Genomic DNA, 15,795 nt, shown 5'->3' on the forward strand with positions numbered 1-15,795 from the left:
ATGCGGGTTCTCATGATTCTGCCGGCGCTGACCGAGGCGACCAGTCCGCTCTTCCGGCCGATCAAGTACTCCCTCTTCCCGCCGCTGGGCCTGGCGACGCTCGCCGCCTACCTGCCGGCCGACGACGACGTGCGGATCGTCGACGAGCACGTCGAACGCTTCGACCCGGCGGCGGCCGAGCTGCCCGATCTCGTGGTCATCCAGGTGTACATCACCTCGGCCCGCCGCTCGTATGAGCTGGCCGACTTCTACCGGGCCCGCGGCGTGTTCGTGGCGCTCGGCGGGCTGCACGTCACGTCGCTGCCCGACGAGGCCGCCGGCCACGCCGACGCCATCTTCCTCGGGCCGGGCGAGGACACGTGGCCCGTGTTCCTTTCGGACCTGCGACGGCGTTCGCCGCTTCGGCGGTACACCTCGAAAGCACGCGACCTGACCAGGCTGCCCCCGATCCGCCGGGACCTCATCCAGCGGCACCGCTACCTGGTGCCCAACTCGATCGTCGTGTCGCGCGGGTGCCCGCACCACTGCGACTTCTGCTACAAGGACGCGTTCTTCGAGGGCGGGAAGTCGTTCTACACCCAGGCCGTCGACGCCGCGCTCGCCGAGATCGACCGGCTGCCCGGCCGTCACCTCTACTTCCTCGACGACCACCTGTTCGGCAACCGGCGCTTCGCCCTGGAACTGTTCGCCGGCATGCGCGGCATGGGCCGGGTCTTCCAGGCGGCGTCCACAGTGGATGCGGTACTCGCACCGGACCTCTTGCCGGCAGCGGTCGACGCGGGGCTGCGCAGCCTGTTCGTCGGCTTCGAGTCGGTCAACGCCGGCAACCTCGCCGCCCAGCGCAAGCGCCAGAACGTCGGGAGCGACTACGCCGCCGTGGCCCGGCGCATCCACGACGCTGGCGTGATGGTCAACGCCAGCTTCGTCTTCGGCATGGACGAGGACGGACCGGACGTGTTCGACCGGACCGTCGACTGGGCGGTGGCGCAGGGCATCGAGACCGCGACGTTCCACATCATGACGCCGTACCCGGGCACCGGCCTGTTCCGCCGCATCGAGGCCGAGGGCCGCATCGTCCACCGCGACTGGGACCGTTACGACACCCGCCACGTCGTCTACACCCCGCGCGGGATGACCGCGCGCCAGCTCGAGGACGGCTACTGGCGCGCCTACCGCGACTTCTACCGCTGGGGCAACCTGTGGCGCGGCGCCGCCACGCACGAGCGCACCGGCGACCGGCTGCGGCACCTGGCCTACGCCGGCGCCTGGAAGAAGTTCGAACGGGTCTGGGACGCCCTGATCCGCACCCGCCAGGTCCTGCACGCCCTGCCCCTGCTGGAGTCCGCCCTGAGCAGCTTCGGCGCCCGCCGCCCAGTGCGGGCGGCGCCGCCGCAGCGTGCGACGATCGCGGCATGACACTGGCAGTGCTGGGCACCGGGATCATGGGGGCGGCCGTCGCCCGCAACTGGCTCAAGGCGGGCCACGACGTGCGGGTGTGGAACCGCACGCGGGCCAACGCCGAGCCGCTGGCCGCCGACGGCGCGGTCGTGGCGGACTCGGCCGCCGAGGCGGTGCGCGGCGCCGATCCGGTGGTCACCATGCTGTTCGACGCGGCCTCCGTCGCCGAGGTCATCCGGGCCGCGGCCCCGGGGCTGGCGCCCGGCACGCTGTGGCTGCAGCTGTCCACCGTCGGCGCGGACGGCGCCGACCAGCTGGGCGCGCTCGCCGCCGAGCTGGGCCTGGTGTACGTCGACGCGCCCGTGCTCGGCACCCGCGGCCCGGCCGAGCAGGGCAAGCTCAACGTGCTCGCCTCCGGCCCGGACGAGGTGCGGGCCCGGGTCGAGGAGCTCGCCGGGCCGATCGCGGCGAAGGTCACCTGGCTCGGCGCGGCCGGGCGGGGCAGCCGGACCAAGCTCGTGGTCAACAGCTGGGTGCTGACCACCGTGGCCGCGCTCGCGCAGAGCGTCGCGCTGGCCGACGCGCTCGGCGTGGACTTCCTGCCGCTGATCGCGGGCGGGCCGCTGGACATGGTGTACGCCCAGGTCAAGACCCCGCTCATGCAGCAGCGCGGCTACCCCGTCGCGTTCCCGGCCGAGGGCGCGGTCAAGGACGCCCGGCTCGTCGGCGAGCTCGCCGCCCAGCTCGGCGTGGACTCCTCGGTGGTCGACGCGGCGCGGGGCCTGCTGGAGACGGCGGTCGCCCGCGGCTTCGACGGCGACGACATGGCGGCGATCTACGAGGCCGTCCGCTCGCCGTCGTGACGCTCACCCGCCGGGCCGTGCTGGCGGCGGGCGGCGCCGCGCTGGTCGCGGGCTGCGCGGGCCCGCAGCGCCGGCCGCCGGTCGGGGCGGCGGCGTCGCCGTCGGCGGGCTCGCCGGCCTGGTCGATCCCGGTCACGCTGCCGCAGGCGTGGGCCACGCCGCCGGTCACCCGCTACGACGCCGGGCTGCGCGCCGCGGTGAGCCGCTACCTGCGCCCGACGCCGGACCATCCGGCGCATCCGATGTACCCGGGCGCGGTCGCCTTCGCCGCCGTCGACGGCCGCGTCGCCGCCCACTTCGCCGTCGGCGACGCGGTGCGGTACGCGCCCGACAAGACCGAGCTGCCCCCGGCCGAGCGGGTGCCGGCCCGCCCGGACACCATCTACGACCTGGCCTCGCTGACGAAGGTGTTCACGGCGGTCCTCGGCCTGCGCCTGGTGGAGTCCGGCCGCCTGGACCTCGACGCGCCGGTCGCGAAGTACCTGCCGGCCTTCTCCGACAAATCGGGCATCACCGTGCGGATGCTGTTCACGCACACGTCGGGCCTGTCCAAGGACACGCCGCTCGCCGGCGGGTCACCGGCGCAGCAGCTGGACCACGTGCTGCACGAGCCGCCGGTCGCCGCGCCCGGGTCCGGATTCATCTACGCCGACCAGAACTTCGTCGCCCTCGGCGCGATCGTCACCGAGCTTTCCGGCGAGCGCCTCGACGCGCTGGTGCGCACCCAGATCGCCGCGCCGCTGGGCATGGCCGACACCGGCTTCCTGCCGCCGGCCGCGCTGCTGCCCCGCATCGCCGCCACCGAGGGCCCGCTGCGCGGCACCGTCCACGATCCGACGGCCGCCGCGTTCGGCGGCATCGCGGGCCACGCCGGGCTGTTCTCCACCGCCGCGGACGTGGCCCTCTTCGGCCGCGCCCTGCTGGGCGGCGGCGGCCCGCTGCTGCGCCCGGCCACCGTGCGGCAGATGCGCACGAACGCCAACGCCCGCTTCGGCCCCCTCGCCGCGCACGGCCTGGGCGTCGACGTCGACCAGGCGTGGTACATGGGCCGCCTGGCCGGCCACGGCGCCTTCGGCCACACCGGCTTCACCGGCACGTCGATCGTGCTGGACCCGCACCGCGACGCGATCCTGGTCCTGCTGACCAACCGCGTGCACCCCGACGCCGCCTGGGGCAGCAACAACCCGGCCCGCAAGGCCGCCGCCGACGCCCTGGCCGGCTAGCGCGCCGCCGCCTCACGCCCGGGCATCTCTGTCGATCGCCCGGATGACGCTGCGGCGCTTTCTTTCCGCGATCATGCCGAGGAGTGTCCCGAATGGCGGGATCTCCATGATCGTGGAGCGACGATGTACCAGGAGCGGCACTATCACTCCGCGATCATGAGGATCCCAGCCAGTGGATGCCTCTGGCGCATGAGCGCGGAAGCAAAACGCCGCGGGGTCGCTGGGGGTCGCGCCGCTGCGGATCGGCGGGGTTGAGCCGGCTCTGGTTCTGGCGGCGTGGAGGCGGCCGGTCACCGCCTTCGACCCCGCTGATACAGGCCTTAGGCGCGGCCTTCGGCGGGGCCGGTGGGCGGGTCGCACGTCGGTCCGTCGAGCCACAGCCGGTCGGCCGTGCCGGCCGCGAGGTGCCCGGCGTAGATCTCCACCTTCGCGTGGATGACGGCGAGGGCCTCCTGCAGGTCGGCGACCTGCCGGCGCACCTTCGCCTCGTGCCGGCGCAGGATCTCGAACCGCTCGGCCTCGTTGCCGGCGCCGTCCCGGGCCAGCTGTGCGTAGCGGCGGATCTCGGGTAGGGGCATGCCCGAGGAACGCAGCTTCGTGCACACCCGCAGCCACTCCACCTCGTCCTCGGTGAACACGCGCCGCCCGGCCGCGTTGCGCCGCACGGGGGCGAAGAACAGTCCCTCCTGCTCGTAGAAGCGCAGCGTGTGCGTGGTCAGGCCGGTCATCGCGCTGACCTCGCCGATGGTCAAGGTGCTCATCCCGCCAGTGTACGAGTTTGACTTCGAGTCGACTCGAACTCGTAGCGTTGCGGACGAGAGCGACGAAAGGAACATCATGCCCACGACGTGGTTCATCACCGGTACCTCCTCCGGCTTCGGCCGCCTGCTCACCGAACGCCTGCTGGCCCGCGGCGACCGTGTCGCCGCGACGCTGCGCCGGCCCGAGGCGCTGGACGGCCTGCGGGCCGGGCACGGCGACCGCCTCTGGGTCGCCCGGCTCGACGTCACCGACGCCGAGCAGGTGCGGCGGGCCGTGGACGGCGCGTTCGCCGCGCTCGGCACGATCGACGTGGTGGTCAACAACGCCGGCTACGGCGTCTTCGCCGCCGTCGAGGAGGCCGGCGACGAGCAGATCCGGCGGGTGATCGACACCAACCTGCTCGGCTCGATCCGGGTCATCCGCGCCGCGCTGCCGCACCTGCGCGCCCAGGGGCACGGGCGCATCCTGCAGGTCTCGAGCGCGGGCGGGCAGACCACCTATCCGAACTTCAGCTCGTACCACGCCTCGAAGTGGGGCATCGAGGGCTTCTGCGAGACGGTGGCCCGCGAGATCGCGCCGTTCGGCATCGGGCTGACCATCGTCGAGCCGGGCGCGACGCCGACCGGGTTCGCCGACGCCGCCGTCACCGCCCCGGTCATGCCGGAGTACGAGCACACCCCGGCGGGCGAGGTGCGCCGCGCGGTCACCGGTGGCGCCTTCGACTTCCCCAACGACGCGCGGAAGATCGCCGCGGCGATGATCGACCTCGTCGACTCCGGGGCGGCGCCGCTGCGCCTGCCGCTCGGCCGCGACACCTACGACGACGTGCGGGCGTCGCTCGCCGCCCGGCTCGCCGAGCATGACGCACACCGCGAGGTCGCGTTGTCGGTTGTGCGGGATGGCGCGCAAGGGGGTGATGCGGAACGGCGGTGATGAATGCCGCATTCACGTTCTCATCCCCGTGAATGCGCGGTTACCGCAGCGGTCTCCGTCGATACCATCGAGCAGGGGGTATCGAGATGACGCACGGCACTACGCTGCTGCGGAAGATCGGCTGGGCCTTGCTCACCGGGTTCGTCGGCTTCGCAGGCTCCGCACTGCTGGACAACGTCCTGCGGGTGACCCTGGCCGACCAGCTGATCCTGACGGTCGTCATCGGCGGCGTGACGCTGCTCGCGCAGTACCTGGTCGACGTCGAACGCCGCCTCGACGGCTCCGAACGGGCCCACCGGGCGGCGATCGCGGACCTGCGCGAGCTGATCCGGCGCGGCTTCGACGGCGTGAGCGAGGCGACCGAGCTGATGGCCGAGATCGAGCAGTCCGCCGTCCGCCGTGACCTGCTCAAGCAGGTGATCCGCCGGTCCGCCAACGTCACGGCCGCGAGCCCACCGCTGGTGCGGGCCCTGGCGGAGAGCGAGACCAGGCGGCTCGCCGAGACGCTGCAGTCGCTGTCGGACGGACACGAGCTCTTCTACGACGGCGAGGACCGGGAGTTCCTGCTCGCCCTGGCCCGCGGGATCACGGAATCGGTCCTCGCCACCAGTTGGGCGACGGTCAACGCGGACGAGGTCGGCTTCGAGGCCGGCTTCTGGCTCAGCGACCTCGGCGCCCGGTATCTCGACCTGCAGCGCGTCGCCGTCCGCCGGGGCGTGGTCATCCGGCGCGTCTTCATCGTCGAGTCGCCGACGCTGCTGAACCATCCGGAGCTGAGCCGGATCCTGGTGATGCAGCGCAGCGCGGGCATCGAGGTGCGGCTGGTCGACGGCGGCGATGTGGCGCGGGACGGCGCGCTGTCCGACTTCGTCATCTTCGACGGGCAGATCTGCTACGACACGACGCCGGTGACCCGTTCAGAGGCGCCCGGGGCGTCGTGGCGGTACACCACCCGGCTCGTGCTCGACGAGGAGGCGGTCCGCTACCGCATCGAGCGCTTCCACGAACTGTGGGCGAGCGCGCTACCGGTGAGCCAGCCCTACCTCCGCCAGAACGGCTCGCCCGTGGTCCCCGGTGCGGAGCCCCTCGGACCGGCGTAGGTCGGCGGTGGCGTGGACGACCCGCAGCCACCGGTCGCTGCCGTCGTAGCGCGCGGTGAACGGCCGGCGCCCGTGCACGCTCCGCAGGTTGTCGATGATCATGATCTCGCCCGGTGCGAGCGGCACGTCCTGCATGGTGTGGCCGACCGCCTCGATCACCGTTTCGAGCGCGACACCCACCCGCGGGTCCTCGTCGCCGCGCCGGCTCATGAACGCCGGATCGAGCCGGACGAACGGGCGGTCGGCGTCACCGCTGAGCACGGCGACCGACGGCAGTCCGGCACCGGTTGCCCTGGCCGTGTTCGACGAGTCCGGCTCGATGCGGAAGAGCGGCTGGAAGAGCACCGAACGGGTGGACTCGTCGAGCGGCACGTCGGTGATGCGCGCGAAGCTCGTCGCGGTGCGGTCGGGGTTGCGCAGGCACAGCAGGCAGATCCAGTCGGGGCGCAACGGGTGGTACGCGTCCTCGTTGTGCCACATCAGCTCGCCCGAGGAGCTGGAGCCGAGCTGCGTCGTCTCGTTGCCGGGCAGGGGACTCACGTCCCGGACGAGCCGCCCGTCGTCGACGCCCGCCTGGGAGACCGGATAGCCCAGGAACGACGCGACGAGCAGCAGCATGGCGTCGGCCCGGGCGAGCTCGTCGTGGCGGGGCGGCTCGGCGCTGATCGGCGGGCTGGTGCCCAGGTCGGCGTCTTCGAGCGGCAGGCCACCCACGACGAGCCCGCCGTCGCCGGACAGCCGGAAGTCCACCAGCGCCCGGCGCAGCGCCATCGGCAGCTCCTGGGAGAGCAGCGCGACCGCGTGTAGCCGCGCCTCCGGCCGATCGTGACGAACCTCGGTCAGCACCCGGTCGGCCAACGTGCGGATGGCCGCGCCATCCTCCAGCGCGAGCGGCAGTCGCGCGATAGGCCGCACCGCGTTGGCAGACACCATTGTCCTCCGCTGATCGAGACGTCAAAGCCACCGGGACCCTGGCCGACGAACGACGGCCAAAGACGCCGCAAATCGGGACAAGCCGGTACACCGCCAGGCGATGACGCAAAGGATACGCCCGGCGTTGTGTGCTACCCGGGCGGGTCCAATATTTTGCTGCCCGGCCGGCGCCCCTGCGCGGATTCATTCTCGATGCCCGGCGGTGCTACTCCTCGCCGAAGTCGCCGCCCTCGTCGTCGAAGAAGACCTCGTCGATGATCTCGCCGGCGACGAGGCCGCCGACGATGCCGGCGGCGCCGGCGGCTACGACGGTGCCCATGCCGGGGCCGGTGCGGTGGCCGTGGCCGTGGCCGCCGTAGGGGCCGTGGCCATACGGGTCGTGGGCGTAGCCGTGGGCGGGAGGCAGGTGACTCGCGTAGCGCTCGGTGGCCTGGCGCACCCAACCGTCCACGACGGCCGGCCAGTCGGTGCCGGCGGTCTGGTCGTGGCCGATGCCGAAGCGGCTGTAGGCGTCGTGCCCGGACTGGAACAGGCCCGCGCGCTTGTCGAACTCGAGCACCACCTCCACGCCGTGCGGGTTGGTGACGAAGGTCAGCTCCACCTCGGTGATCCGGCCGCCGTACTGCGGCGCGGGCCAGAACTCGATCTCCTGGTAGACGGGCAGCTGCTGGGCGCCGTGGACGCGGCCGTGCTCCACGTCGGCGGACTTGAAGCGGAAGCCCAGCGTCGTGAAGGCGTCCAGGATCGCCTGGTGCAGCGGCAGCGGCTCGATCGCGACCGGGTCGAGGTCGCCCTTGTCGCGGCCGCCCGCGACCTCCAGCTCGGTGCGCACGCCCATCACCATGCCGGGCAGGCGCCGGTCATAGACGTCGGTGATCGGGGTCTCCCACGGCACCGGCAGGCGGAACGGCAGCGACTGTGCCTGCCCGGCCGGCACCCGGAAGCGCTCGGCGGCGACGACCCGCTCCAGCTCGAGGCCGGCCTCGCGGTCGAACGCCCCGCCCTCGAACTCGGCCCGCGTGACGAGGGAGAGCACCACCCGCTCGATCTGCGCGTCGCGGTCGCCGCCCTGGACGTGCACGGTCCCGTCGATGAATCCGCCCGGCCGGACGGTGGGCGTGTCGAGCACGGTGTCGACGCCGGGGCCGCCGACCCCGAACGCCGCGAGCATCTTCTTGAACACCATGGAATGGACATTAGCACGTGGAACTGTACGGTTTCCGCAATACCGAACGGACGCCGCTGAACGGCGGGCAAAGCGCCGGTTACCAGCAAGATTGGGCTTTGCGGACCGTAGTGCCTGCTCGATGATGGACACCGTGGCACAGGTCGCAGCCGCGGCGCCGAGAGCGTCGGGGTCGTGTTCGTCGACCTCGACCGGATGAAGCAGGTCAACGACACGCTCGGGCACAACGTCGGCGACCGGCTCATCGTCTCGTCCGCCCACCGGCTCACCGCGGCGGCCACCGAGGGCGACCTCGTCGCGCGGCTCGGCGGCGACGAGTTCGCGGTGCTGACCCGGGTCGCCGGCGCCCGGCGGCCGGACCTGTCCGCCGTCGCGCTCGGCGAGCGGTTCCGGCAGGCGATCGCCACGCCCGATCCGGCGCTGCCGTCCGGCGCGCACAGCGTGGCCAGCGTCGGCGTCGCCATCGGCGCGCCCGGTGCCGATGCCGAGACGCTCCTGCGCGAGGCCGACCTGGCGATGTACCGCGCGAAACAGGCCGGCGGCGACAAGGTCCGCATCGCCGTCGACATCGGCGCGCGGCTCGGCCCGCGCCCGGCCAGCGGCGAGGGCATCGTCCCCGCCATCGAGCGGGGCGAGCTGCGGCTGTTCTACCAACCGATCATCGGCGTCAACGACGGGCGGGTCTGGTCGGTCGAGGCGCTCGTGCGCTGGCAGCACCCGCAGCACGGGCTGCTCACCCCCGACCGGTTCCTGTCCGGCGTGCACCGCGCCCGGCAGCTGCCGGCGCTGGACCGCTGGGTGCTCGACCGCGCCTGCGCCGACCTCGCCGCCTGGGACGCCGCGCTGGGCGAGCAGGCGCCGCGGGCGGTCAACGTCAACCTCACCGTCGAGACGCTCAGCGCCCCCGACCTCGCCGGCCAGGTGCTCGCCGCGCTGCGCCGCGCCGGGCTCGCCCCGGACCGGCTGCGGGTGGAGCTGCCCGAGTCGGCCGACCTCGCGCAGCTGCAGGACGCCGTGCGGCAGCTGCGGGAGCTGCGCGACCAGGGCGTCGGCATCGTGCTCGACGACATGGGGGCCGGTTCGGCGACGTTGCGTCATTTGTCGGTACTACCGGTCACCGGCCTGAAGATCGACCGCTCGTTCGTCGCCCGCATGCTCGACAGCCGCAACGACGACGCGGTCGTCCGGCTGCTCGGCGACCTCGGCCGCAGCGTCGGCATCGACGTGACCGCCGAGGGCGTGGAGAGCGAGGACCAGCTGGACTGGCTGCGGCAGCTGATGGTGCCGTATGCGCAGGGCTACCACCTCGGCATGCCCGCGCCCGCCGACCACCTCACCGCGCTGCTGCGCACCGGCCGCCCGCGCGGCGTGGCCCGGGTGCCGATCGCGCCACACGTTCCCTGATCCCGGGAGCGTCGCGTCGTGGGGTACCATGGCCGGGTGATGCTGGGTTATCAGGCGTTTACCGTGGCTCCGGGTGGAGCCGGCGGTCACGCACGCTGACCTAGACCACCCGGAGCCAGCCAGGGCAGAGACCGAAGTCTCTGCCCTTCGTCGTGTCGCGCGGCGGGCTGGACACACCGGGCCCGCCTCCCTGGGAAGGAAACCGAGACGGGCATGAACACCAGCAATCTTCGGGTCACCGGCTACCGGCCGCTGTTCACCCCGCGCCAGCTCGCCGCCGAGCTGCCGATGGACGAGCGCCGCGCCGACGTGGTGCAGCGCGGCCGGGACGAGGTCCACGGCATCGTCACCGGCGGCGACGACCGGCTCCTCGTGGTCGTCGGGCCGTGCTCCGTGCACGATCCGGTGGCCGCCGTCGACTACGCGCGGCGGCTGGCCGAGGCGGCGCGGCGGCTCTCCGCCGACCTGTCGATCGTCATGCGGGTGTACTTCGAGAAGCCCCGCACCACCGTGGGCTGGAAGGGCCTCATCAACGACCCCGGGCTGGACGAGACGTTCGACGTGCCCCGCGGCCTGCGGCTGGCCCGCGAGCTGCTGCTCGACGTGCTGGCGCTGGGGCTGCCGGTCGGGTGCGAGTTCCTGGAGCCGACCAGCCCGCAGTACATCGCCGACGCCGTCTCCTGGGGCGCCATCGGTGCGCGCACGCCGGAGAGCCAGGTGCACCGGCAGCTGGCCTCCGGGCTGTCCATGCCGGTCGGGTTCAAGAACGGCACCGACGGCGACGTGCAGGTGGCGATCGACGGGTGCCGCACCGCGGCGAGCCGGCACGTGTTCTTCGGCGTGGACGAGGAGGGGCGGGCGGCGGTGGTCTCCACGACCGGCAACCCGGACTGCCACATCATCCTGCGCGGCGCCCGCGGCGGCCCGAACTACGGTCCCGGCGACGTCGCCGACGCCCTCGCCCGGCTGGAGAAGGCGCAGATGCCGCGGCGGCTCATCGTCGACGCGAGCCACGGCAACAGCGGCAAGGACCACGTGCGGCAGGCGGTCGTGGCCCGCGAGGTGGCCGACCAGGTGGCCGGCGGGCAGGACGGGATCGCCGGGGTGATGCTGGAGAGCTTCCTGGTCGCCGGCCGCCAGGACCTCGGCGGCGAGCTGACCTACGGCCAGAGCGTCACCGACGCCTGCATGTCCTGGGAGACCACGGAGGCCCTGCTCGACGACCTCGCCGCCGCGGTCCGCGCCCGCCGCGCCCGCTGACCGCTCCGCGGCCGCCGCGACCCCGGGGATCGCGGCGGCCGCTTCGCGGGACGACGGGGCCCGGCGAGCCACGACCCGACGCAGAGGACGTCAGCGCCGGCGCAAGCGGGCGTCGAGCAGCGCGGGCGGGGTGGTGAAGTAGTTGTCCTCCGGGTTGACGTCGAGGCCGGGCGGCACGATCGCGTCGATGCGCTCCAGCACGTCGCCGCTCAGCTCGACGCCGGCCGCGGCGAGCAGGTCGTCGAGCTGGTCCGCCGTGCGCGGGCCGATCAGCACCGACGTGACGGCGGGGTGGGCCCCGGCGAAGCCCAGCGCCAGCCGGGGCAGCGTCAGCCCCGCCTCCCGCGCGAGGTCGCCGAGCTCGGCGAGGGCGGCGACCTTCGCGCGGCCGTAGGGTGCGCCGGCGTCGTACCGGGCCGGCTGCCCCGAGGCGCGGTGGCCGGCCGTGGGATCGGCCCGGCCGGACAGCCAGCCGCCGTTGAGCGGACCGAAGGTGAGCACTCCGAGGCCGTGGCGCTGGATGGCCGGGAGGACGTGCGCCTCCGGCCGGCGGGTGAAGATGGAATACATCAGCTGTTCGGTCTGGAAACGGTACGTCCCGTGCCGCTCCGCCGCCCACTGCGCCGCCACGATGTGCTCCGCGGCGAACATCGACGAGCCGAAGGCCCGGATCTTCCCGGCCCGCACCAGGTCCGACAGCGCGGCGAGGCTCTCGGCGACGTCGGTCTCGTGGTCGGGGCGGTGCATCTGGTACAGGTCGATGTGGTCGGTGCCGAGCCGGCGCAGGCTGTCCTCGACCGCCCGGAAGATATACCGGCGCGAGCCGCCGCGCCGGTTGGGATCCTCGCCCATCGGCAGGCCGAACTTGGTGGCGAGCACGACGTCGTCCCGGCGGCCCTTGAGGGCCCGCCCGACGATCTCCTCGGACTCGCCGGTGGAGTAGACGTCGGCGGTGTCGACCAGGTTGATCCCGGCGTCGAGGGCCCGGTGGATGATGCGGATCGCGTCGTCGTGGTCGGGGTTGCCGTACTGGCCGAACATCATCGCGCCGAGCGCGAGCTCGCTGACCGAGATGCCGGTCGTGCCGAGCGTTCTGCGTTGCATGTGGTACGTGCCTTCCGGTCGGCGTTTCGGACCGTTCCATGCCAGCACCGGCGCCGGGCCGGCGGCGAGCCCGATCCTGCCGCCGGGCTGCCGGATCCTGCCAAGCTGGTCGGCGTGGACCTTTTGCACGAGCTGCGGGCGCTCATCCTGCGCCACGCCGGGCGCGGGCCGGCGGTCACCCGGACGATCCTGGACGGGGTGACGGTCGCGCGCGTGGACCGGCCGACGGAGCCGGTGGCGGCGATGTCCGAGCCGTCGGTCGCGATCGTCGCCCAGGGCGCGAAGCGCACCACGCTGGCCGGCGTGCCGTACGACTACCGCGCCGGGCAGTTCCTCGTGCTCACCCTCGACCTGCCGGTGATCGGCCAGGCCCTGCGGGCCAGCCCGGACGAGCCGTTCGCCGTGGTGAGCCTGCGGCTGCGGGCCGCCGACATCGCGCCGTTGCTGCCGGACGTCCCGGCCCCCGCGGGCGGGCCGCAGACCCGCGCACTGGCGGTCAGCGACGCCGGACCGAGGCTGCTCGACCCGGTGGTCCGGCTGCTGCGGGCCGTGGGCGATCCGGCCGAGCTGCGCGTGCTGGGCGACGGCTACCGGCGGGAGATCCTGTGGCGGCTGCTCACCGGGGAGCAGGGCGCGACGGTACGCCAGATCGGGCTGGCCAACGGAACCATCGCGCACGTTTCGCGGGCCATCCGCTGGATCCGCGACCACTACCGCGAACCGATGCGGGTGGGCCGGCTCGCCGCGCTGTCCGGGATGAGCCCGACCTCGTTCCACCGGCACTTCCGGGCGGCCACGTCGATGACGCCGGTGCAGTTCCAGAAGGAGATCCGGCTGCAGGCCGCCCGCACGCTGCTGCTGACCGAGGCCGACAGCGTGGCGGCGATCGGCGGCATGGTCGGCTACGAGAGCGCGTCGCAGTTCAGCCGGGACTACCGCCGGGCATTCGGTACGTCACCCGGCCGGGCCCGGGGAACCGTGGCGTAGCAAGACCTTTGCGGCATCACACACGGTGATGCAAGTGCTTGCAAAGATCATGTTGATTTTTGCACGACCTTCGCTACCCTGAGGGGGTGGTGACGAGGCTGTCCGAGGTGGCGCGGTTCGCGGGCGTGAGCGAGGCGACCGTGAGCCGGGTGCTGCACGACAAGCCCGGGATCGCCCGGGCAACCAGGGATTCCGTGCTCACCGCGCTCGACGTGCTGGGCTTCCAGCGCCCGTTCAAGCACCGCAGCGAGATGGCCCGCCTGGTCGGCATGGTGCTGCCCGACTTGCACAACCCGATCTTCCCGGCCTACGCGGAGGCGATGGCCGGTGCGCTGTTCCGGCAGGGCCTGGTGCCGGTGCTGTGCACCCGCACCGCCGACGGCGTGTCCGAGGCGCACTACATCGAGATGCTGCTGGCCAGGCACGTCGCGGGGATCATCTTCGTGGGCGCGAGCTACGCCGACGCCGGGCCCGAGCAGGCCGAGGCGCTGCGCCGGCGCCGGCTGCCGATGGTGCTGATCAACGCCGCCGACGAGAACCTCGGCGTGGCCCGGGTCGCCGTCGACGACGCGATGGCGGTCGACCTCGCGCTGAGCCACCTGACGTCGCTGGGGCACGAGCGGATCGGGCTGGTCGCCGGCCCGGCCGGGCACGTGCCCTCCGACCGCAAGGCCGCCGAGTTCCAGCGCCTGCTCAAGCGTGGCGCCGCCCGGCTGGTCGCGCGCACGCTGTTCTCCATTGAGGGCGGGCAGGCGGGCGCGGCCCGGCTGCTCGACGCGGGCGTCACCGCGGTGGTCTGCGCCAGCGACACCCTCGCCCTCGGGGTCATCCGGGCCGCCCGTAAGCAGGGCCTCGCCGTGCCGGCGGACCTGTCGGTGGTGGGCTTCGACGACTCGTCCTACATGGCCTTCACCGACCCGCCGCTGACCACGGTCCGCCAGCCGATCGACGCCATCGGCGCCGCCGCGGTCGCCTCGCTCGTGGCCCAGATCGAGGGCCGGAAGGCGGCGCTGGACGAGGCGCTGCACGACCCCGAGCTGATCGTGCGCAGCTCGACCGGGCCGGCCAGGCACTAGGCATCGATGGATGCCGTGTTTGCAGTCTGAAGCAAGCCGGAGCGGATCGGCTTGCAAAGACTTGCACCAGACTATGGACTTTCCGACGTCCATGGTCCTACTCTCGTGTCCACGCGGTCCGCTGATCGGGCCTGCGACCCGCGAGTAGCTCACGAAGCGTAACCTTCCGGGACCCGCCAGGCCCGGACGATCCTTTGTGCCCTCAGCAAGGGGAGGACCCATGAAGCGAGCCTTAGCGGCGCTGCTGTCGACGGCCCTGCTGGCCGGTGCCGCCGCGTGCGGCGGCGGTGACGACAAGACCGCCGCCGACGGACCCGTCACCATCACCGTCAACGGCCTGCCCGCGGCCACCGACGAGTACAACCGGGCCAATTTCGAGCGGGACATCCGCGACTTCGAGGCGAAGTACCCCAACATCAAGATCGACGCCAAAGAGGGTCAGATGGACCCGAAGACGTTCGCGGCCAAACTCGCCGGCGGCCAGCTGGAGGACGTCTTCTACGTCTACTTCACCGACCCGCCGAATCTCATCGCCAAGCACCAGGTCTCCGACATCACCCCGTATCTCGGCACCGTCCCCGCGATCAAGGACGTGCGGCCGGGGCTGATGAAGGTGTTCAGCGACGACAAGGGCAAGGTCTACGGCCTGCCGTCGGCGAACTACTCCCTCGGCCTGCTCTACAACCGCAAGCTGTTCCAGCAGGCCGGCCTCGACCCGGACAAGCCGCCGGCGACCTGGGCGGAGGTGCGCGAGGCCGCGAAGCGGATCACCGCGCTGGGCAACGGCATCACCGGCTACGGCGACTACAGCAAGAACAACACCGGCGGCTGGCACTTCACCGCCGAGCTGTACTCCGTCGGCGGCGACGTCGCGGTGAAGGACGGCGACACCTGGAAGGCCGCGTTCGACAACGACAAGGGCCGGCAGGTGCTGCAGACCCTCAAGGACCTGCGCTTCACCGACCGGTCGATGGCCGAGAAGCAGCAGCTGGAGTACGCCGACCTGCTGCAGCAGATGGCCGCCGGCAAGCTCGGCATGTTCGTCGGCGGCACCGGCGACCTGCCGAACATCGTCAACCAGTACAAGGGCAACTACACCGACTACGGGCTCGGCGTCATCCCCGACGGCAAGGCGACCCTGGGCGGCGGCGACGGCTACATGTTCAAGGCCGGCCTCAGCCCCGCGAAGATCAAGGCCGGCTTGCAGTGGCTCGCCTTCCGCAAGCTCGATCCCGACCGGGTCGACGCCGACAAGAAGCTCGACAACGACAAGAACCAGCCGGTGGGCATCCCCGAGCCGGACATCTGGACCGGTGCGTCGGAGCAGAAGCTGCTCGCGGCCAACGTGAAATACGCCAACGTCCCGGCCGCCAACTACAAGCCGTTCACCGACCGCAGCGCTACCGTACCGCTGAAGCTCGAACCGCCGAACGCCCAGCCGATCTACGCGGCCCTGGACACCGTGATGCTCAAGGTCCTCACCGACCCCGGGGCGAACGTCGACCAGCTGCTCAAGGACGCGCAGAGCCAGGTCAACCAGATCCTGGCGACGGTGAAGTAGCCGGT

At 72.5% G+C, this 15,795-nt stretch carries 14 protein-coding genes; 10 read left to right on the plus strand and 4 right to left on the minus strand.

What is annotated here, in order from left to right:
- Genes ACQPXD_RS21675 through ACQPXD_RS21685 form a run of 3 tightly spaced genes read left to right on the plus strand, consistent with a single transcriptional unit; the run spans nucleotide 1 to nucleotide 3,484 of the window.
- A complete protein-coding gene (locus tag ACQPXD_RS21675) occupies nucleotides 1–1,416 on the plus strand; it encodes a B12-binding domain-containing radical SAM protein (RefSeq protein WP_432841249.1) in 1,416 nt (471 codons plus the stop codon).
- Complete coding sequence (locus tag ACQPXD_RS21680) at nucleotides 1,413–2,261, plus strand: NAD(P)-dependent oxidoreductase (RefSeq protein ID WP_432841251.1); 849 nt, start codon at nucleotides 1,413–1,415, stop codon at nucleotides 2,259–2,261. Before ACQPXD_RS21675 ends, ACQPXD_RS21680 begins: the two co-directional genes overlap by 4 nt.
- Complete coding sequence (locus tag ACQPXD_RS21685) at nucleotides 2,258–3,484, plus strand: serine hydrolase domain-containing protein (RefSeq protein WP_432841253.1); 1,227 nt, start codon at nucleotides 2,258–2,260, stop codon at nucleotides 3,482–3,484. The genes ACQPXD_RS21680 and ACQPXD_RS21685 overlap by 4 nt, the downstream gene beginning before the upstream one ends.
- A gap of 320 nt (nucleotides 3,485–3,804) precedes the next feature.
- Here the strand turns inward: ACQPXD_RS21685 and ACQPXD_RS21690 are convergent, their stop codons facing one another.
- Complete coding sequence (locus tag ACQPXD_RS21690; RefSeq protein WP_432841255.1) at nucleotides 3,805–4,245, minus strand: MerR family transcriptional regulator; 441 nt, start codon at nucleotides 4,243–4,245, stop codon at nucleotides 3,805–3,807.
- A 76-nt stretch (nucleotides 4,246–4,321) separates the two neighbouring features.
- On the opposite strand from ACQPXD_RS21690, the gene ACQPXD_RS21695 reads away from it, so the two are divergent.
- Nucleotides 4,322–5,179: an SDR family oxidoreductase gene (locus ACQPXD_RS21695; protein ID WP_432841257.1), complete on the plus strand. Its 858-nt coding sequence runs from the start codon at nucleotides 4,322–4,324 to the stop codon at nucleotides 5,177–5,179.
- 86 nt (nucleotides 5,180–5,265) lie between these two features.
- Entirely contained in the window at nucleotides 5,266–6,279 is a 1,014-nt protein-coding gene (locus tag ACQPXD_RS21700) for a DUF6879 family protein (protein ID WP_432841259.1), read from the plus strand.
- Here ACQPXD_RS21700 and ACQPXD_RS21705 read toward each other — a convergent pair.
- Both ACQPXD_RS21705 and ACQPXD_RS21710 read right to left on the minus strand, forming a co-directional pair.
- Complete coding sequence (locus ACQPXD_RS21705) at nucleotides 6,202–7,194, minus strand: TauD/TfdA family dioxygenase (protein ID WP_432841261.1); 993 nt, start codon at nucleotides 7,192–7,194, stop codon at nucleotides 6,202–6,204. The two genes, ACQPXD_RS21700 and ACQPXD_RS21705, sit on opposite strands and share 78 nt — an antisense overlap.
- Before the next feature lie 223 nt (nucleotides 7,195–7,417).
- On the minus strand, nucleotides 7,418–8,398 hold the full coding sequence (locus ACQPXD_RS21710; protein ID WP_432841263.1) for a sporulation protein: 981 nt from the start codon (nucleotides 8,396–8,398) through the stop codon (nucleotides 7,418–7,420).
- A 174-nt stretch (nucleotides 8,399–8,572) separates the two neighbouring features.
- Here ACQPXD_RS21710 and ACQPXD_RS21715 point away from each other — a divergent pair, with 174 nt between their 5' ends.
- Nucleotides 8,573–9,802 carry a putative bifunctional diguanylate cyclase/phosphodiesterase gene (locus ACQPXD_RS21715; RefSeq protein WP_432841265.1) on the plus strand — a complete coding sequence of 410 codons (1,230 nt, stop codon included), beginning with the start codon at nucleotides 8,573–8,575 and terminating at the stop codon, nucleotides 9,800–9,802.
- Nucleotides 9,803–10,015: 213 nt separating this feature from the next.
- Nucleotides 10,016–11,062: a 3-deoxy-7-phosphoheptulonate synthase gene (locus ACQPXD_RS21720; RefSeq protein WP_432841267.1), complete on the plus strand. Its 1,047-nt coding sequence runs from the start codon at nucleotides 10,016–10,018 to the stop codon at nucleotides 11,060–11,062.
- Between the two features lie 90 nt (nucleotides 11,063–11,152).
- Here ACQPXD_RS21720 and ACQPXD_RS21725 read toward each other — a convergent pair whose 3' ends face one another.
- The gene (locus ACQPXD_RS21725; protein WP_432841269.1) at nucleotides 11,153–12,166 is read right to left on the minus strand and encodes an aldo/keto reductase; all 1,014 of its coding nucleotides are present in this window, start codon (nucleotides 12,164–12,166) and stop codon (nucleotides 11,153–11,155) included.
- Nucleotides 12,167–12,280: 114 nt separating this feature from the next.
- Here ACQPXD_RS21725 and ACQPXD_RS21730 point away from each other — a divergent pair, with 114 nt between their 5' ends.
- The 3 genes from ACQPXD_RS21730 (at nucleotide 12,281) to ACQPXD_RS21740 (ending at nucleotide 15,790) form a co-directional block, all read left to right on the plus strand.
- Nucleotides 12,281–13,153: an AraC family transcriptional regulator N-terminal domain-containing protein gene (locus ACQPXD_RS21730; protein ID WP_432841271.1), complete on the plus strand. Its 873-nt coding sequence runs from the start codon at nucleotides 12,281–12,283 to the stop codon at nucleotides 13,151–13,153.
- A gap of 86 nt (nucleotides 13,154–13,239) precedes the next feature.
- Complete coding sequence (locus ACQPXD_RS21735) at nucleotides 13,240–14,229, plus strand: LacI family DNA-binding transcriptional regulator (RefSeq protein ID WP_432841273.1); 990 nt, start codon at nucleotides 13,240–13,242, stop codon at nucleotides 14,227–14,229.
- Between the two features lie 220 nt (nucleotides 14,230–14,449).
- Nucleotides 14,450–15,790: an ABC transporter substrate-binding protein gene (locus ACQPXD_RS21740; RefSeq protein ID WP_432841275.1), complete on the plus strand. Its 1,341-nt coding sequence runs from the start codon at nucleotides 14,450–14,452 to the stop codon at nucleotides 15,788–15,790.
- Nucleotides 15,791–15,795 lie beyond the last annotated feature (5 nt).

Source organism: Dactylosporangium sp. CA-092794 (assembly GCF_050948465.1).
GTDB lineage: Bacteria > Actinomycetota > Actinomycetes > Mycobacteriales > Micromonosporaceae > Dactylosporangium.